Below are 17461 nucleotides of genomic sequence, written 5' to 3'. Positions count from 1 at the left end.
ATTCGTGCATCGACCGAGGTGAAGTCATGAGCATTTTCAGCCACTTCCAGCAACGATTCGAAGCGACCCGCCAGGAAGAGTATTCGCTCCAGGAATACCTCGATCTGTGCAAGCAGGACCCGGGGACCTACGCCAGCGCCGCCGAGCGGCTGCTGATGGCCATCGGCGAGCCCGAGCTGGTGGACACCTCCACCGACCCACGGCTGTCGCGCATCTTCTCCAACAAGGTGATCCGCCGCTATCCGGCGTTCGAGGATTTCCATGGCATGGAGGAGTGCATCGACCAGATCGTTTCGTACTTCCGGCATGCCGCCCAGGGCCTGGAGGAGAAGAAACAGATCCTCTACCTGCTCGGCCCGGTCGGGGGCGGCAAGTCCTCCCTGGCGGAAAAGCTCAAGCAGCTGATGGAGCACGTGCCCTTCTACGCCATCAAGGGCTCGCCGGTCTTCGAATCGCCGCTCGGATTGTTCAACCCCGCCGAAGATGCGCAGATCCTCGAAGAGGACTACGGCATCCCGCTGCGCTACCTCAACAGCATCATGTCGCCCTGGGCGACCAAGCGCCTGCAGGAGTTCGGCGGCGACATCAGCCAGTTCCGCGTGGTCAAGCTCTATCCGTCGATCCTCAACCAGATCGCCGTGGCCAAGACCGAGCCGGGCGACGAGAACAACCAGGACATCTCCTCGCTGGTGGGCAAGGTGGATATCCGCAAGCTGGAGGAATTCCCGCAGAACGATGCCGACGCCTACAGCTATTCCGGCGCGCTGTGCCGGGCCAACCAGGGCCTGATGGAATTCGTCGAGATGTTCAAGGCGCCGATCAAGGTGCTGCACCCGCTGCTGACCGCCACCCAGGAAGGCAACTACAACAGCACCGAGGGCCTTGGCGCGATTCCCTACAGCGGCATCCTGCTCGCCCACTCCAACGAGTCGGAGTGGCACAGCTTCCGCAACAACAAGAACAACGAGGCCTTCATCGACCGCATCTACATCGTCAAGGTGCCCTACTGCCTGCGGGTCACCGACGAGGTGAAGATCTACGACAAGCTGCTGACCAACAGCTCGCTGGCCCAGGCGCATTGCGCACCGGATACGCTGAAGATGCTGGCCCAGTTCTCGGTGTTGTCGCGGCTGAAGGAACCGGAGAACTCCAATATCTACTCGAAGATGCGCGTCTATGACGGCGAGAACCTGAAGGACACCGACCCCAAGGCCAAGTCGATCCAGGAATACCGCGATACCGCCGGCGTCGACGAGGGCATGAACGGGCTCTCCACCCGCTTCGCCTTCAAGATCCTCTCCAAGGTGTTCAACTTCGACCCCCACGAGATCGCCGCCAACCCGGTGCACCTGCTCTATGTGCTGGAGCAGCAGATCGAGCAGGAGCAGTTCCCCGCCGAAGTCCGGGAACGCTATTTGCGCTTCATCAAGGAATACCTGGCGCCGCGCTACATCGAGTTCATCGGCAAGGAAATCCAGACCGCCTATCTCGAGTCCTATAGCGAGTATGGGCAGAACATCTTCGACCGCTACGTGCTCTACGCCGACTTCTGGATCCAGGATCAGGAATACCGCGATCCGGAGACCGGCGAGATCCTCAACCGCGTTGCGCTCAACGAGGAGTTGGAGAAGATCGAGAAGCCGGCCGGCATCAGCAACCCGAAGGACTTCCGCAACGAGATCGTCAACTTCGTGCTGCGCGCCCGCGCCAACAACAACGGCAAGAATCCCTCCTGGCTCAGCTACGAGAAGCTGCGCGTGGTCATCGAGAAGAAAATGTTCTCCAACACCGAGGACCTGCTGCCGGTCATCAGCTTCAACGCCAAGGCCAGCAAGGAAGACCAGAAGAAGCACAACGACTTCGTCGTGCGCATGGTCGAACGGGGCTACACGGAGAAACAGGTTCGCCTGCTGTCCGAGTGGTATTTGCGGGTACGGAAATCACAGTGACAGCAGCCGCAAGCTGCAAGCTTCAAGCGGCAAGAGAGAGCAAAGCGCGCACATGCTCCTTTCTTGCAGCTTGTAGCTTGAGGCTTGCAACTGCCCCGGAGGGGCTTCTATGAGTTATGTGATCGACCGTCGCCTGAATGGCAAGAACAAAAGCACGGTGAACCGCCAGCGCTTCCTGCAGCGGTACCGTGGTCATATCAAGAAAGCGGTGGAGGAGGCCGTCGGACGGCGCTCCATCACCGACATGGAACATGGCGAACAGATCAGCATTCCCGGCCGCGACATCGACGAGCCGGTGCTTCACCACGGCCGCGGCGGACGCCAGACCATCGTTCACCCCGGCAACAAGGAATTCATCGCCGGCGAGCGCATCCCGCGGCCGCAGGGTGGCGGGGGCGGCCAGGGCGCCGGCCAGGCCAGCAACAGCGGCGAAGGCATGGACGACTTCGTGTTCCAGATCACCCAGGAGGAGTTTCTCGACTTCATGTTCGAAGACCTGGAGCTGCCCAATCTGGTCAAGCGCCACCTCACCGGCACCGACACCTTCAAGACGGTGCGCGCCGGCATCAGCAACGAAGGCAATCCGGCGCGGATCAACATCGTGCGCACCCTGCGTTCGGCCCATGCCCGGCGCATCGCATTGTCCGGCAGCAGCCGTAGCAAGCTGCGCGAACTGAAGGCCGAACTGGAACGGCTGCGCCTGGAGGAGCCGAACAACTTCGGCGACATCAAGGCTGCGGAGGAAGAAATCGAACGCCTCAAGGCGCGCATCAACCGCGTGCCGTTCCTCGACACCTTCGACCTCAAGTACAACCTGCTGGTCAAGCACCCCAACCCCAGTTCCAAGGCGGTGATGTTCTGCCTGATGGACGTCTCCGGCTCGATGACCCAGGCCACCAAGGACATCGCCAAGCGCTTCTTCATCCTGCTCTACCTGTTCCTCAAGCGGAACTACGACAAGATCGACGTCGTCTTCATCCGCCACCACACCAGCGCCAAGGAAGTCGACGAGGAAGAGTTCTTCTATTCGCGGGAAACCGGCGGCACCATCGTCTCCAGCGCGCTGAAGATGATGCAGGAGATCATGGCCGAGCGTTATCCGGCCAACGAGTGGAACATCTATGCCGCACAGGCCTCCGACGGCGACAACTGGAACGACGATTCGCCGCTGTGCCGCGACATCCTGATCAACCAGATCATGCCCTTCGTGCAGTATTTCACCTATGTCGAAATCACCCCGCGCGAGCACCAGGCGCTCTGGTACGAGTACAACCAGGTGGCCGAAGCCTTCTCCGAGGCGTTCGCCCAACAGCAACTGGTGAGTGCCGCGGACATCTACCCGGTGTTCCGCGAGCTCTTCCAGCGGCGGATGACCAGCTGAGGTGCGCAGCATGAAACGACAGCCCATTTCCACCGGCTCGGAATGGACCTTCGAACTGATCCGCGCCTATGACCGCGAAATCGGCCGGATCGCCGAACGCTACGCGCTGGACACCTACCCGAACCAGATCGAGGTGATCACCGCCGAGCAGATGATGGATGCCTATGCCTCGGTCGGCATGCCGCTGGGCTACCACCACTGGTCCTACGGCAAGCAGTTCCTGCATACCGAGAAGCACTACAAGCGCGGCCAGATGGGCCTGGCCTACGAAATCGTGATCAATTCCGATCCCTGCATCGCCTACCTCATGGAAGAGAACACCATGTGCATGCAGGCGCTGGTGATCGCCCATGCCAGCTATGGCCACAACAGCTTCTTCAAGGGCAACTACCTGTTCCGCACCTGGACCGATGCCAGCTCGATCATCGATTACCTGGTGTTCGCCAAGCAGTACATCACCCAATGCGAGGAGCGCCACGGCATCGAAGCGGTGGAAGACCTGATCGACTCCTGCCACGCCCTGATGAACTACGGCGTCGACCGCTACAAGCGGCCCTACCCCATTTCCGCCGAGGAAGAGCGGCGGCGGCAGAAGGATCGCGAGGAGCACCTGCAGAAGCAGATCAACGATCTCTGGCGGACCATTCCCAACTTCGGCGAAAAGGGCGACGAGCGCGAACGCGACCAGCGCTTCCCGGCCGAGCCGCAGGAGAACATCCTCTACTTCATCGAGAAACACGCGCCGTTGCTGGAACCCTGGCAGCGCGAGGTGGTGCGCATCGTGCGCAAGATCGCGCAATACTTCTACCCGCAGCGCCAGACGCAGGTCATGAACGAAGGCTGGGCGACGTTCTGGCACTACACGCTGCTCAACGACCTCTACGACGAAGGCCTGGTCACCGACGGCTTCATGATGGAATTCCTGCAGTCGCACACCAGCGTGATCTACCAGCCGGGCTTCGACAGCCCCTACTACAGCGGCATCAACCCCTACACCCTGGGCTTCGCCATGTACCAGGACATCCGCCGCATCTGCGAACATCCCACCGAAGAGGACAAGCGCTGGTTCCCGGACATCGCCGGCAGCGACTGGTTGACCACGGTCAAGTTCGCCATGGCCAACTTCAAGGACGAGAGCTTCATCCTGCAGTTCCTCTCGCCCAAGGTGATCCGCGACCTCAAGCTGTTCAGCATCCTCGACGACGATCGCAGGGACGAGCTGCTGGTGCCGGCGATCCACGACGAAAGCGGCTATCACACCATTCGCGAGCTGCTCGCCGCGCAATACAACCTCGGCAACCGCGAGCCCAACGTGCAGGTGTGGAACGTCGATCGCCGCGGCGACCGCTCGCTGACCCTGCGCCACCAGCAGCACGACCGCAAACCGCTGGGCAGCTCGACCGACGACGTGCTCAAGCACCTGCACCGGCTCTGGGGGTTCGACGTGCACCTGCAGTCGATGCAGGACGACAAGCTGGTCAATACGCACCACATGCCGCCGCGCGGCAGCGATCCGGAGACCGAAAGCCGCTTTCCCGGAATGAATTTCGCCTGAACGCGGCGCGCGCCCGCAGCACCCCGCCACTCGAGACAATGGGTGGCCTGGGCGCGCTTATCCTTTATCCTCCGTGCCAACGGAGGTAGAACATGCAGATTTACAAAGTCGGCGGCGCGGTGCGCGATCGCCTGTTGGGCCGCGCGGTGAGCGAAGTGGACTGGGTGGTGGTCGGTGCCAGCGCCGAAGAAATGCAGGCCAAAGGCTTCCGCCCGGTCGGTGCCGATTTCCCGGTCTTCCTGCATCCGCAGACCGGCGAGGAATACGCCCTGGCGCGCACCGAGCGCAAGAGCGGCCGCGGCTACGGTGGCTTCACCTTCTACGCCAGCCCCGACGTCACCCTCGAGGACGACCTGATCCGCCGCGATCTCACCATCAACGCCATGGCCGAGGATGAAGCCGGCCAGCTGATCGACCCCTACGGCGGCCAGCACGACCTCCAGGCGCGCCTGTTGCGGCACGTTTCCCCCGCCTTCGCCGAGGACCCGCTGCGCGTGCTGCGCGTCGCCCGCTTCGCCGCGCGCTATGCCGAACTCGGCTTCAGCATCGCCGAGGAAACCCGCGCGCTGATGCGCCAGCTGGCCCGCTCCGGCGAACTGTCGGCGCTGACGCCGGAGCGCAGCTGGAAGGAAATATCCCGCGCGCTGATGGAGCCACGGCCGGACGTGTTCATCCAGGTATTGCACGACTGCGGCGCCCTGGCCGAACTGCTGCCGGAAGTGGATGCCCTGCTCGCGCACGACCGTGGCGAGCACCTGTTCGGCGTGCTGCGCCAGTGCGCGGCACACGGCCAAGGGCTGCCCGTACGCTGGGCCTGCCTGCTGCAGGGCTGCGCCGCGACGACGCATGAGCCGCAGGAGGACGAGCGAGTCGAAACCGGCCTGCGCCTGATCGAGGCGGCGAACCAGCGCTGCAAGGCCCCTCGCGACTGCCAGGAACTGGCCCTGCTGGTCGGGCGATACCAGGCCCATGCCCTCCATGCCCCGGACCTGCCGGCCGAAGCCCTCCTCGACCTGCTGCAGCATTTCGACATCTACCGTCGCCCCGAGCGCTTCGAGCAGTTCATCACCGCCTGCGAAATGGACGTCCGCGCTCGCCCGGACTTCAAGCATCACGGCTTCCCCCAGGCCGCCTATCTGCGCGGCGCGGCCGCCGCAGCCCGCGCGGTGGCGGTCAAGCCGCTGCTGGAACGGGGCTACCAGGGCGCCGAACTGGGCGAGGCGCTCAAGCGCGAACGCCTCGAACGGCTCAGGGGCTACAAGCAGCAGAACGCCTGAGCAATGCGCACACCAGTGCTCAGACCTGCAAGGGCGGATGGCTGCGCAGCAAGTCCGGCGAGGTCAGCTCGACGCCACGCCACTGGAACGGCACCGGCCAGAGCTGCTGGTCGATGGACGATCGATCCCACAGTTCGGCGAAGCTTTCGCCGAGCGCGGGGTGGTGCCTGGCGGGCGCCAGCAGGGCGAGCGGCCAGAGGACGAAGGCATTCTTCAGAATCTCCGCGCGCGGCAGCAGCAGCCCGTGGAAATTGCCGACCAGATCGCCATAGAGCAGCACGTCGATATCCAGCGGCAGCCCCTTGCGCTCCGGCGCATAGCGGCCGTTGTCCGCCTCGATGAATTTCAGCCTGCGGTCCAGTTCCGTCAGCGGTAGCGCGGTGTTGCCGGCCACCACCAGGTTGTAGAAATTGTCGCCCTTGTAGCCCACCGCCAGGCTCTCGAAGACCGGCGAGCAGCGCATGTCCAGCAGCAGCTCGGCCAGCGCATCGAGGCCGGCATGCAGGTGGCTTTCGCGCTGGGCATTGCTGCCCAGGCCGAGCAGCACGGGGATCAGCGACATCCGCGTTCGATCTCCACGCCCAGTGCGCGTGCGCGCGGATTGACCCCGGGCTTGGTCACCCGCAAGCGCAGCCAGACGATGCCGAACTCGCTCATCAGCATGGCCGCCAGGCGTTCGGCAAAGGTCTCCACCAGCTCGAAGCGGGCCTCGCCGGCGAAGCGATCGATCGCCGCAGCGACCCGGGCGTAATCCAGCGCCTTGCCCAACTCGTCATGCTCGGCGGCGGGACGAATATCCCAGCCCAGCGTCAGATCCAGGTGCAGGCACTGACGGATGCCCCGCTCCCAGTCATAGGCCCCGATCACCGTATCCACTTCCAGACCTTCGATGAAGACTGTATCCACGCAACTTTCTCCTACGGCACGACAAGCTCGATACGCATCGTTAGACTCAGGAGCTTCCTGCCCCGGATGGATTCCATGTTCTGGCTGCTGACACTGCTCGCCTACCTCATCGGTTCGCTGTCATTCGCCATTCTGCTCAGCCGCCTGGCCGGAATGCCGGACCCGCGCGCCGGCGGCTCGGGCAATCCCGGCGCCACCAACATGCTGCGCCTGGCCGGCAAGCGCCTGGCGATCTGGACGCTGTTCGGCGACCTGCTCAAGGGCCTGCTGCCGGTATTGCTGGCGGCCTCACTGGGCCTGGCCGTCCAGCAACAGGCCTGGATCGGCCTGGCGGCGGTGTGCGGCCATCTTTACCCCCTGTACTTCCGCTTTCGCGGCGGCAAGGGCGTTGCCACCGCCGCCGGCACCCTGCTCGCGCTTTATCCGCCCGCCGCGCTGCTGGCGATCATCGCCTGGCTGGCGGTGTTTCGCCTGACCCGCACCAGCTCGCTCGCCGCGCTCATCGCCCTGCCGCTCTGCCTGCCGCTGCTGGCCTGGCAACAACCGGCGGCGCTGCTGCCGATGAGCGTACTGGCGGTATTGATCGTCTGGCGCCATCGCAGCAATCTGCGCGACCTGTTCGCGGGGCGGGAAAGGCACTTTTAAACAGCGGCAAGCTTCAAGCTCGGTAAAGTTTCCATCGACCAGCGCGGCTGCACCGTGATGGCCGGACCGTCCCGCTGGCCGGCGAGCAGGCGCTGACAGCCAGCGTAGGCGATCATCGCGCCATTGTCGGTGCAGAAACGCGGTCGCGCATAGAACACCTGCCCTTTCAGCTCGCCGAGCATCTTCTCCAGCGACTGGCGCAGCGACTGGTTGGCGCTGACCCCGCCAGCGATGACCAGCGATTTCAACCCGGTCTGCTTCAATGCGCGGCGACACTTGATGGTCAGCGTCTCGACCACCGCCTGCTGGAAGGCCAGGGCGATATCGCAACGGGTCTGCTCGGATTCGTCACCCGCGGCGCGGCATTGCTGCCAGGTATTGAGGGTGAAAGTCTTGAGCCCGCTGAAACTGAAATCGAGTCCCGGACGATCGGTCATCGGCCGCGGGAAGACGAAGCGACCGGGCGTGCCCTGCTCGGCCAGTCGCGCGATTTCCGGCCCACCGGGATAGCGCAGGCCCATCAGCTTGGCGGTCTTGTCGAAGGCCTCGCCGGCGGCATCGTCCACCGACTCGCCAAGCAGCTCGTACTGGCCGATGCCATCCACGCGGACCAGTTGCGTATGGCCGCCCGATACCAGCAAAGCGACGAACGGAAATGCCGGCGGCCGTGCTTCGAGCATGGGCGCCAGCAGATGGCCTTCCATATGGTGCACACCCACAGCCGGCACGCCCCAGGCCAGCGCCAGCGCCTGGGCGCAGGAAGCGCCCACCAACAGCGCACCGACCAGCCCGGGGCCGGCGGTATAGGCCACCGCCTCGATCTGCGCCGCCTTGCGCCCCGCCTCGTCCAGCACTTGGCGGATCAACGGCAGCATGCGCTTCACGTGGTCGCGCGAAGCCAGTTCGGGAACCACGCCACCATAGACGCGGTGCAAATCGATCTGGCTGAACAGCGCATCGGCCAGCAGGCCCTGCTCGCTATCGTAGAGCGCGACGCCAGTCTCGTCGCAGGATGTTTCCAGCCCCAGCACCAGCATGGGTTCCAACCTTCAGGCAGGCGAATGAAGCCGTGCATATTAATCGCCCGGGCCAAGCACCGACCAGCGCTTTTCGATAAGGGGGCTTTGCATTCCGCAGTTGGAGCGGGTAACATCCGCAACCCTTAAAACCAGCGTGCTTGCGAGTCATTTGCCGAAGCGCGTTGCCACCGGTAATCAAGTGAAGGTAAGTCCTGGATGCCCGCTGTCAAAGTTAAAGAGAATGAACCCTTCGACGTAGCACTGCGTCGCTTCAAGCGCTCCTGCGAAAAAGCCGGCGTCCTGGCCGAAGTCCGCTCGCGCGAGTTCTACGAGAAGCCGACCGCCGAACGCAAGCGCAAGGCTGCTGCCGCCGTCAAGCGTCACGCCAAGAAAGTGCAGCGCGAGCAGCGCCGCAGCGTTCGCCTGTACTGATCCGGTACGGCTGACGCGCATCAAGCCCGGCTCAGGCCGGGCTTTGCATTGCACCAGACTCCGCTTCGCCAGTCGGCGAATGGCCGGAGTTTTTTTTCATTTCCGGCCCGAACACGGCGAGCGTATTCTGATACCCCTATGGCCGGACTGATCCCGCAATCCTTCATTGATGACCTGCTCAACCGCTCCGACATCGTCGAAGTGGTCGGTTCGCGCATCCAGTTGAAGAAGACCGGCAAGAACTACAGCGCGCTCTGCCCCTTCCACAAGGAAAAGACTCCCTCCTTCAGCGTCAGCCCGGACAAGCAGTTCTACTACTGTTTCGGTTGCGGCGCCGGCGGCAACGCGCTCGGCTTCGTCATGGACCACGACCAGCTGGACTTCCCCCAGGCGGTCGAGGAGCTGGCCAAGCGCGCCGGCATGGAAGTCCCGCACGAGGACAGCGGACGCCGGCACAAGCCGCGCCAGCCGGTCGATTCACCGCTCTACCCGCTGCTGGCCGCTGCCGCCGAGTACTACCGCCAGGCGTTGAAGAGCCACCCGACCCGCAAGGCGGCGGTGGAATACCTCAAGGGACGCGGCCTGTCCGGCGTGATCGCCCGTGACTTCGGCCTGGGTTTCGCCCCGCCCGGCTGGGACAACCTGTTGAAGCATCTGGGCGGCGACCCCCTGCAGCACAAGGCCATGATCGACGCCGGCCTGCTGATCGAGAACGCCGAGAACGGCAAACGCTACGACCGCTTCCGCGACCGCGTGATGTTCCCCATCCGCGACAGCCGCGGCCGCGTCATCGCCTTCGGCGGCCGTGTGCTGGGCGACGACAAGCCCAAGTACCTGAACTCGCCGGAGACACCGGTGTTCCACAAGGGCCAGGAACTCTACGGCCTGTTCGAAGCGCGCCAGGCCAACCGCGACCTCGACGAAATCATGGTGGTCGAGGGCTACATGGACGTCATCGCCCTGGCCCAGCAAGGCCTGCGCAATGCCGTCGCCACGCTCGGCACCGCCACCAGCGAAGAACACCTCAAGCGCCTGTTCCGCATCGTGCCCAGCGTACTGTTCTGCTTCGATGGCGACGCCGCCGGGCGCAAGGCCGCCTGGCGCGCCCTGGAAGCCACCCTGCCCAACCTGCAGGACGGACGCCGCGCACGCTTCCTGTTCCTGCCCGACGGCGAGGACCCGGACACGCTGGTCCGCGCCGAGGGCACCGACGCGTTCCGCGCGCGCATCCAACAGCAGTCGCAGCCGCTGGCCGACTATTTCTTCCAGCAACTGAGCGAAGAAGCCGATCCCCGCTCGCTGGAAGGCAAGGCCCATCTGGCCACGCTGGCAGCACCGCTCATCGAAAAGATTCCTGGCGCCAACCTGCGCGCCCTGATGCGCCAGCGCCTCACCGAACTGACCGGCCTGAACGGCGAGGCCCTGCAACAAATGACGGCCGCCTCGGCTCCATCATCTGCCGGCAGCGCGGCCCAATACGACGACAACATCTACTACGATGCCAGCCCGGCATACGACGAAGCCGCCTATTTCGAACCGCAGGAAGCGCCCCAGCCGTCGCGCGGCGGCAAGAAGGAATGGAAGAAGGACTGGAAAAAATCCGGACAGCGTCCAGACTTCAAGCCACGAGGCCCACGTACGCCCGCCACGGTCGAGCCGCCGGCGCTGTCCACTCTGCGCACGCTTCTGCACCACCCCGAACTGGCGCAGAAGGTGGAGGATGTGAGTCATTTCGCCGCAGAAGACGATACCTATGCCCAACTGCTGGTCGCCCTGCTCGGCACCCTGCAGAAAAATCCCAAGCTGCGCAGCCTGCAACTGATCGCCCGCTGGCACGGCACTGACCAGGGTCGTCTTTTACGCGCCCTGGCCGAGAAAGAATGGCTGATTTCGGCCGACAACCTTGAACAACAGTTTTTCGACACCATTAACACCCTTGCCGCCAGACAACGCGAACGCAGCCTCGAAGGGCTGCTGCGCAAGGCTCGCCAGGGTGAACTCAGCGCAGAGGAAAAAGATCAACTGCGTAGCCTACTGAGTCGCAACACGACACCCGCTACATCGACCTCAACTGGCGCGTGAGGTCCTAGCTCGGCTATAATGCTCAGCTTGTTTTCAGCCCGCCAGAACCTTCAGTGGATAGGGTTATATGTCCGGAAAAGCGCAACAGCAGTCCCGCCTCAAAGAGTTGATCCAGCGTGGCCGTGAGCAGGGTTACCTGACTTACGCAGAGGTCAACGACCACCTGCCGGAGGATATTTCCGATCCGGAACAGGTGGAAGACATCATTCGCATGATCAACGACATGGGCATCAACGTATTCGAGGTTGCCCCGGATGCCGATGCCCTGTTGTTGGCCGAAGCCGATACCGATGAAGCCGCCGCCGAAGAAGCCGCAGCGGCCCTCGCCGCGGTCGAGACCGACATCGGCCGCACCACCGACCCCGTGCGCATGTACATGCGCGAAATGGGCACCGTCGAACTGCTGACCCGCGAAGGCGAGATCGAAATCGCCAAACGCATCGAGGAAGGCATTCGCGAGGTGATGAGCGCCATCGCCCATTTCCCCGGCACCGTCGACAGCATTCTCGCCGATTACGAGCGCGTCACCAGCGAAGGTGGCCGCCTGTCCGACATCCTCAGCGGCTATATCGACCCCGACGACGACGGCGCCGCCGCGCCCCAGGAAGTCGAACCCGCCGCGCCGCAGACCACCGCGAAGCCGGCGGCCGACGACAAGGACGACGAGGACGAGGACGATTCCGACAGCGAAGAGGAAGAAGGTGATGGCGGCCCGGACCCGGAAGTCGCGCGCGCGCGTTTCGGCGCCGTTGCCGAACAACTGGAGAAGGCCAACAAGGCGCTGAAGAAGCACGGCCGCGCCAGCCAGCAGGCCACCGAGGAGCTCGAAGCCCTGGCCATCCTGTTCATGCCGATCAAGCTCGTACCCAAGCAGTACGACGCCCTGGTCGAGCGCGTGCGCAGCGCCCTGAACCAGATCCGCGCCCAGGAACGCGCCATCATGCAGTTGTGCGTGCGCGATGCGCGCATGCCGCGTGCCGACTTCCTGCGCCAGTTCCCCAACAACGAAACCAACCTCGGCTGGGCCGAGCAGTTGGCCACCGGCAAGAGCAAGTACGCCGAAGCCATCGGCAACCGCAAGGACGACATCCAGCGCTGCCAGCAGAAGCTGATCGAGCTGGAGCAGGAATGCGAGCTGGCGATCGCCGACATCAAGGACATCAACCGCCGCATGTCCATCGGCGAGGCCAAGGCCCGCCGGGCGAAGAAGGAAATGGTCGAGGCCAACCTGCGCCTGGTGATCTCCATCGCCAAGAAGTACACCAACCGCGGCCTGCAGTTCCTCGACCTGATCCAGGAAGGCAACATCGGCCTGATGAAGGCGGTGGACAAGTTCGAATACCGCCGCGGCTACAAGTTCTCGACCTACGCCACCTGGTGGATCCGCCAGGCGATCACCCGCTCGATTGCCGACCAGGCGCGCACCATCCGCATCCCGGTGCACATGATCGAGACGATCAACAAGCTCAATCGCATCTCCCGCCAGATGCTGCAGGAAATGGGTCGCGAGCCCACTCCGGAAGAACTGGGCGAGCGCATGGAAATGCCCGAGGACAAGATCCGCAAGGTATTGAAGATCGCCAAGGAGCCGATCTCCATGGAAACCCCCATCGGCGACGACGAGGATTCGCACCTGGGCGACTTCATCGAGGACTCCGCCATGCAGTCGCCGATCGACGTGGCGACCGTGGAAAGCCTCAAGGAAGCCACCCGTGAGGTTCTCTCCGGCCTCACCGCCCGCGAAGCCAAGGTCCTGCGCATGCGCTTCGGCATCGACATGAATACCGACCACACCCTCGAGGAAGTCGGCAAGCAGTTCGATGTCACCCGCGAGCGCATCCGCCAGATCGAAGCCAAGGCACTGCGCAAGCTGCGCCACCCGACGCGAAGCGAGCACCTGCGCTCCTTCCTCGACGAGTGAAACGAAGCCCCGGTCCTGCCGGGGCTTTTGCTATCCGCCGACTGAACGACCACCTGCATCATCCCGCCAACCGCGCTATCCTCCGCTCTTCCCATGACGGACCGAACGGCCATGCACGGACCCGACAGCTCACACCGCCAAGCCCTGGAACAGGCCGCCCTGCTCCAGGGCTTCCGCCAGCGCAGCCTGGTCGAAGGCGAACTGCTCGGCAGCCCGGGCGGTCCACGCGACAGCGTGTTCATCGTGCGCAACGGACGCATCCGCGTGTACCTCGCTTCCGAAGACAAGGAATACACCCTGACCTTTCTCGAGGCCGGAGACATCTACAGCACCCACAGCGGCGCCTATCTCCAGGCGCTCAAAGCGAGCGAGGTGCTGATTGGCGAAACGGCCCTGATGAGCCGCATGCTGGCGCTCCCCGGCGCAGCACCGACCATTATCCGCGTCCTGGGCCAGACCCTGGCCAACTCCCTGCAACTGATCGAAGATCTCGCCTTCCGCGACGTCGAAGGCCGCCTGGCACGCTTCCTCGACGGCATGCTCGCACGCAGGGGGCGCCCGCACGAGGGCGTGCAGCGCCTGGAACTGGACCTGAGCACCGAGGACATCGCCCACTTGCTCGGGACAACCCGGCAAACCGCCTCCTCGCTGATCAGCCGCCTGGCCCGGCAGGGCATTCTCAGTCGAGTCGCCCCTGGCATCTTCGACATCCACCGTCCGGACCTTCTGAAACAGCGCAGCCAACAGACCGGCAAGGTGTCGGCTGGCTGACAGACGCCTGCGCAGACACCCCTTAGGATCAGCGCTACCCCAACCGATCGTCCAACCGGACAAGGAGGAAAGCCATGTCCAGCGTCGTGACCTATCGCAGCGTCGCCGGCGACCAGCCACTGCCCTACATCGAATGCGACCGCAGCATCCGCACCATCTACTCGCGCATTCAGCACTACATCAGCCAGGACGATGGCAGTTGCCCCCTGTGCCGCTACTTCCGCGACAAGATCGGCAACCGCAACGGCTTCGAGCCCGATGCCCGGCTCATCCTCCACGCACAGATCAACGTCATCCACGAACTCTTCGAGCGCAACGGCGATCACGAAATCGCTCTCCTGCTGCAGCGAGTGGAAGACGACTGCTGCTGAACCCCAGCAATCAGTTGGCGCCCCAGGACCCGACCGGTATAATCCGCCGGCCTTCTGGGGGCCTATAGCTCAGTTGGTTAGAGCAGAGGACTCATAATCCTTTGGTCCACGGTTCGAGTCCGTGTGGGCCCACCATATAAATCAACGACTTAAGCCCACCGCAATGGTGGGCTTTTTCGTTTATGGCTATTTTAGTCCCCACCTTGGTCCCCATTTCCTTTCCTGCCGATCAGCTCCCATGACTCCAGGCAGATAGCTGAACACTGTATAGCGAGCTAGTTTTAGTACCGGTCAGCACCAATGGGATAGGAAAAGGATGAGTAATGCGAAAGTCAGCAGGATGATGGATCGAATAGCCCTCGGCGGTCTCGCCGGGGCTTATGCACATTGTTTTGAGCACTACAGCGATCACCGTCAGGCAATGAAAATGACTTGCAAGGCGGCGATTCGTGCTGGTTACCGGCCCGCTGCATGCTGGGTCAGCGCAGTAATGCTGGCCACAGGAAAACCAAATCACGCGGTCGCCTTCACCAAGGGATCCTCTCCCTCTTTTTTGATTGCCCAGGTTGGCGGCGTTGGGATTGATCACGAGCTCGATGTCATGTTTGATCCAGGAAACGGCGATCCTGGCTGGAAGCTGATCGAAGGTGAGGCCGGCGATCAGTACCAAGCTTGGGCCCAGAATCGCGAGCCGGATGGCATCGAGTATGAAATAACTTGCCAATGAGGAGATGGTAAGCACTAACGCTGAGCAAGCGCCGTTCGCCTCGATTCTATTAGAGCAACCGTCAGCCTCGGACCATCACCCCGCTCCCACGCTTGATGGCCGATCACAGACCCAGAACCAGCCATGCGCAGTAGAATCCTTCTGCTTGCAAGCCTTCCGCTGGATGCATATACTCCTCTCACCGTAAAACTGTAGAACTCTTCTGCATGAATATCTCCAAGCTTGCCCATGTCCGTACAGCCGTTGTGTTCCGCAACCAGCCGCCCCAAGAGGAGCAGAATGGCAATGTGCGTGCATTGGCGATCAGGGATTTGGTCGCAAGCAAACCGCTTCAATGGAATGAACTACCGCGGATCCTCCTAGATGAGGGGCACCTCTCCCATTGCCTGCAACCAGGTGACGTCGTAATCCCCTCGCGGGGCGACTATTACAAAGCGTGGCTTTTTGAGGGCGCTAGCGAGCCCGTATTTCCCCTAGGGCAATTGAACGTGATCACGCCCGGGCCGCAACTGGATGCTCGCTACCTCGTTTGGTACCTCAACCAGAAATCAACGCAGACTAGGATTAGCTTGATGCTGACCGGCACTAGCATCAAGGCACTTACAAAGGCGGCGCTGCTTACTCTGGAAGTGGAGACGCCTCCCCTGCTCAAGCAGAAGCAGATCTCAGAGTTGGATCACACCAAGCAGCAAATTGTCGCCATCCGACATCGCTTGAGCGAGCTGGATCAAGCAGAGATCGCCCACGTGACAAAGCAGCTTCTGCAGGACGGAGCTCGTCATGCCTGATCTGCAAATGCTGAATGCCATTAACGCAGCCATATCGAGCGTGTTGAGCGTCTTCCGAGGAGTTTGTGACCCTCATGACAGCGTAGAGTTTGCTATGGCAATGCTCATGCTGAAGTACCTCACCGACACGGGTCTAGAGGACTCTCCCGAGAACAAGAAACTTGCTAGTGGAATGCACTATTTCGTACCCGAGAAGGCGAATTTCTACGGCTTGCATGCAGCTAGGAGTCAGCCTGGCAATGGGGCACGTATTGATAACGCTCTCGAACTGATCGACGCCTCCAACAGCGGGTTGGACAAGATGTCTCTGTTCGTATCATTCGACTCGCCCAGGCTCGGCAGCGCAGACCAGAAAGACCGCATCCTTTGTCGGTTGCTTGAGGCGTTCAGAACCCCAGCACTCGACTTTCGCGTGGTTCCTAGTGGCGACATACAGGGTGCCGCCGCAGCTGCGTCTGAAGCCATTCTGAGACACACCGGAGAAGCTAGCGGCAAACGTGGCGGGGAGTATTTGACGCCACCTGAGCTTTCGCAGTTGATCGCCCGTCTAATGCAGCCCTCTGAGGGGGAGAAAATCTACGATCCCTTCTGTGGCGCTGCCTGGACCCTGACCGCCTGCAATAAATTTGCACGCCAGAATTCGAGTGGCAAAGGCTGCCTGTTGTACGGCCAGGACGCGAACGGCAACACATTGGGCCTAGCCAAGATGAACTTGCTCCTTCATGGCGAAACAAACTGCTTGCTCGCATGGGGAGATACCTTACGCAATCCTAGTTTTCTCGACGCGGATGGCCAGTTGAGTAGGTTCGACGTTGTCGTGTCTCATCCGCCTTTCTCGCTACGTGAATGGGGACATGAATGGGCAGAGAATGATCCATTTGGCCGCTACTGGCGCGGCGTTCCCCCTCGGGCATCAGGCGACTTCGCGTGTATTAGTCACATGATTGCGAGCCTTGCGCCTGAGCGCGGTCGCATGGCTGTGATTGTCTCTCTCGGCGTGCTGTTCCGAGGCGGCGCAGAGCGCCAAATTCGGGAGCACCTCGTTAAGGAAAACCTAATTGATGCGGTAATTGCCCTACCGCCCAAGATGCTCGCCAACACAGGCATTCAGACGGCGATTCTGGTACTGCGTAGGAAAAAGGCAGATGACGGGATCTTGTTTATTGATGCCGGCCGTAGCTACCAGCAAGGGAAGATTCTGAACGTCTTGCGCGAGCCAGATCTGGATCAGATCGAAACGACCTACCAGGCTCGGATAAATGTCGACCAATATTCGAAGCTGGCCTCTCAGGCCGAGGTAGCTGGCAACGACTACAACCTTTCAGTCGCGCGCTACGTAGAGATTCTTGAGGAGGAAGAAGAACTTGATCTTGCGAGTTTGAGGGCTGAGCGCGCCACACTCAGATCTGAGTTGGAGCGTCTGGAAGAAAAGCTAGCGATCCTGCTGGAGGAGGCCGGCCATGCTTAGAGCACAGAGCTGCCACGACCGCTTCCACTTGTGTGTATCTCGACGCCTGATCTCCGTCCAAACCTGGCCTCACGAACCATCTAGCCCAAACGCCTGCGAGGCAAATACAACAAGCATGTTCGATCAGAACCTCACCAATACAGCCGCGATTCAAACGTGCACTCAGACC

16 protein-coding genes and 1 tRNA gene are annotated in these 17461 nt (G+C 62.2%); 14 read left to right on the top strand and 3 right to left on the bottom strand.

Features of this window, described 5'->3' with window-relative positions; translation table 11 throughout:
* Positions 1-26 precede the first annotated feature (26 nt).
* The 4 genes from IN820_RS01620 (at position 27) to IN820_RS01605 (ending at position 6162) form a co-directional block, all read left to right on the top strand.
* Complete coding sequence (locus tag IN820_RS01620) at positions 27-1949, top strand: PrkA family serine protein kinase (RefSeq protein WP_193679302.1); 1923 nt, start codon at positions 27-29, stop codon at positions 1947-1949.
* Between the two features lie 109 nt (positions 1950-2058).
* Positions 2059-3330, top strand: a complete 1272-nt coding sequence (locus IN820_RS01615) for a YeaH/YhbH family protein (RefSeq protein WP_193679301.1) — start codon at positions 2059-2061, stop codon at positions 3328-3330.
* A 10-nt stretch (positions 3331-3340) separates the two neighbouring features.
* Complete coding sequence (locus IN820_RS01610; RefSeq protein ID WP_193679300.1) at positions 3341-4885, top strand: SpoVR family protein; 1545 nt, start codon at positions 3341-3343, stop codon at positions 4883-4885.
* A 92-nt stretch (positions 4886-4977) separates the two neighbouring features.
* A complete protein-coding gene (locus IN820_RS01605) occupies positions 4978-6162 on the top strand; it encodes a multifunctional CCA addition/repair protein (RefSeq protein WP_193679299.1) in 1185 nt (394 codons plus the stop codon).
* A gap of 19 nt (positions 6163-6181) precedes the next feature.
* On the opposite strand, the gene folK is transcribed toward IN820_RS01605, so the two are convergent.
* Positions 6182-6724 (bottom strand): 2-amino-4-hydroxy-6-hydroxymethyldihydropteridine diphosphokinase, encoded by a 543-nt coding sequence (gene folK / locus IN820_RS01600; protein WP_193679298.1) that lies wholly within the window; start codon positions 6722-6724, stop codon positions 6182-6184.
* On the bottom strand, positions 6715-7068 hold the full coding sequence (gene folB / locus IN820_RS01595) for a dihydroneopterin aldolase (protein ID WP_193679297.1): 354 nt from the start codon (positions 7066-7068) through the stop codon (positions 6715-6717). Before folB ends, folK begins: the two co-directional genes overlap by 10 nt.
* Positions 7069-7143: 75 nt before the next feature.
* Here folB and plsY point away from each other — a divergent pair, with 75 nt between their 5' ends.
* Positions 7144-7713: a glycerol-3-phosphate 1-O-acyltransferase PlsY gene (plsY, locus tag IN820_RS01590; RefSeq protein WP_193679296.1), complete on the top strand. Its 570-nt coding sequence runs from the start codon at positions 7144-7146 to the stop codon at positions 7711-7713.
* Here the strand turns inward: plsY and tsaD are convergent.
* Complete coding sequence (tsaD, locus tag IN820_RS01585; RefSeq protein WP_193679295.1) at positions 7710-8750, bottom strand: tRNA (adenosine(37)-N6)-threonylcarbamoyltransferase complex transferase subunit TsaD; 1041 nt, start codon at positions 8748-8750, stop codon at positions 7710-7712. The two genes, plsY and tsaD, sit on opposite strands and share 4 nt — an antisense overlap.
* 198 nt (positions 8751-8948) lie before the next feature.
* On the opposite strand from tsaD, the gene rpsU reads away from it, so the two are divergent.
* The 9 genes from rpsU to IN820_RS01540 all read left to right on the top strand — a co-directional run bounded on the left by rpsU (position 8949) and on the right by IN820_RS01540 (position 17292).
* The gene (gene rpsU / locus IN820_RS01580) at positions 8949-9164 is read left to right on the top strand and encodes a 30S ribosomal protein S21 (protein WP_003290642.1); all 216 of its coding nucleotides are present in this window, start codon (positions 8949-8951) and stop codon (positions 9162-9164) included.
* Between the two features lie 138 nt (positions 9165-9302).
* Entirely contained in the window at positions 9303-11246 is a 1944-nt protein-coding gene (gene dnaG, locus IN820_RS01575) for a DNA primase (RefSeq protein WP_193679294.1), read from the top strand.
* Positions 11247-11313: 67 nt separating this feature from the next.
* Positions 11314-13167 carry an RNA polymerase sigma factor RpoD gene (rpoD, locus tag IN820_RS01570; protein WP_193679293.1) on the top strand — a complete coding sequence of 618 codons (1854 nt, stop codon included), beginning with the start codon at positions 11314-11316 and terminating at the stop codon, positions 13165-13167.
* A 111-nt stretch (positions 13168-13278) separates the two neighbouring features.
* Positions 13279-13938, top strand: coding sequence for a Crp/Fnr family transcriptional regulator (locus IN820_RS01565; RefSeq protein ID WP_193679292.1), 660 nt, complete (start codon positions 13279-13281; stop codon positions 13936-13938).
* A gap of 74 nt (positions 13939-14012) precedes the next feature.
* Positions 14013-14309: a N(2)-fixation sustaining protein CowN gene (gene cowN, locus IN820_RS01560; protein WP_193679291.1), complete on the top strand. Its 297-nt coding sequence runs from the start codon at positions 14013-14015 to the stop codon at positions 14307-14309.
* A 58-nt stretch (positions 14310-14367) separates the two neighbouring features.
* Positions 14368-14444, top strand: a tRNA-Ile gene (locus IN820_RS01555).
* A gap of 181 nt (positions 14445-14625) precedes the next feature.
* Positions 14626-15036, top strand: a complete 411-nt coding sequence (locus IN820_RS01550) for a hypothetical protein (RefSeq protein WP_193679290.1) — start codon at positions 14626-14628, stop codon at positions 15034-15036.
* A 206-nt stretch (positions 15037-15242) separates the two neighbouring features.
* On the top strand, positions 15243-15824 hold the full coding sequence (locus IN820_RS01545; protein ID WP_193679289.1) for a restriction endonuclease subunit S: 582 nt from the start codon (positions 15243-15245) through the stop codon (positions 15822-15824).
* A complete protein-coding gene (locus tag IN820_RS01540; protein WP_207793463.1) occupies positions 15817-17292 on the top strand; it encodes an N-6 DNA methylase in 1476 nt (491 codons plus the stop codon). The genes IN820_RS01545 and IN820_RS01540 overlap by 8 nt, the downstream gene beginning before the upstream one ends.
* Positions 17293-17461 lie beyond the last annotated feature (169 nt).

Source organism: Pseudomonas lopnurensis, from assembly GCF_015070855.1.
In the GTDB taxonomy this organism is placed as follows: Bacteria; Pseudomonadota; Gammaproteobacteria; order Pseudomonadales; family Pseudomonadaceae; genus Stutzerimonas; species Stutzerimonas lopnurensis.
The sequence above is the reverse complement of the archived record's forward strand: the minus strand, read 5'-3'. Positions and strand labels throughout refer to the sequence as shown.

Coding starts and splice junctions, on each gene's coding strand:
- tsaD (WP_193679295.1), bottom strand. CDS start 8,750: ATGCTGGTGCTGGGGCTGGAAACATCCTGCGACGAGACTGGCGTCGCG.
- cowN (WP_193679291.1), top strand. CDS start 14,013: ATGTCCAGCGTCGTGACCTATCGCAGCGTCGCCGGCGACCAGCCACTG.
- IN820_RS01615 (WP_193679301.1), top strand. CDS start 2,059: ATGAGTTATGTGATCGACCGTCGCCTGAATGGCAAGAACAAAAGCACG.
- IN820_RS01550 (WP_193679290.1), top strand. CDS start 14,626: ATGAGTAATGCGAAAGTCAGCAGGATGATGGATCGAATAGCCCTCGGC.
- IN820_RS01620 (WP_193679302.1), top strand. CDS start 27: ATGAGCATTTTCAGCCACTTCCAGCAACGATTCGAAGCGACCCGCCAG.
- IN820_RS01565 (WP_193679292.1), top strand. CDS start 13,279: ATGCACGGACCCGACAGCTCACACCGCCAAGCCCTGGAACAGGCCGCC.
- IN820_RS01540 (WP_207793463.1), top strand. CDS start 15,817: ATGCCTGATCTGCAAATGCTGAATGCCATTAACGCAGCCATATCGAGC.
- IN820_RS01545 (WP_193679289.1), top strand. CDS start 15,243: ATGAATATCTCCAAGCTTGCCCATGTCCGTACAGCCGTTGTGTTCCGC.
- IN820_RS01610 (WP_193679300.1), top strand. CDS start 3,341: ATGAAACGACAGCCCATTTCCACCGGCTCGGAATGGACCTTCGAACTG.
- IN820_RS01605 (WP_193679299.1), top strand. CDS start 4,978: ATGCAGATTTACAAAGTCGGCGGCGCGGTGCGCGATCGCCTGTTGGGC.
- dnaG (WP_193679294.1), top strand. CDS start 9,303: ATGGCCGGACTGATCCCGCAATCCTTCATTGATGACCTGCTCAACCGC.
- rpsU (WP_003290642.1), top strand. CDS start 8,949: ATGCCCGCTGTCAAAGTTAAAGAGAATGAACCCTTCGACGTAGCACTG.
- folK (WP_193679298.1), bottom strand. CDS start 6,724: ATGTCGCTGATCCCCGTGCTGCTCGGCCTGGGCAGCAATGCCCAGCGC.
- plsY (WP_193679296.1), top strand. CDS start 7,144: ATGTTCTGGCTGCTGACACTGCTCGCCTACCTCATCGGTTCGCTGTCA.
- rpoD (WP_193679293.1), top strand. CDS start 11,314: ATGTCCGGAAAAGCGCAACAGCAGTCCCGCCTCAAAGAGTTGATCCAG.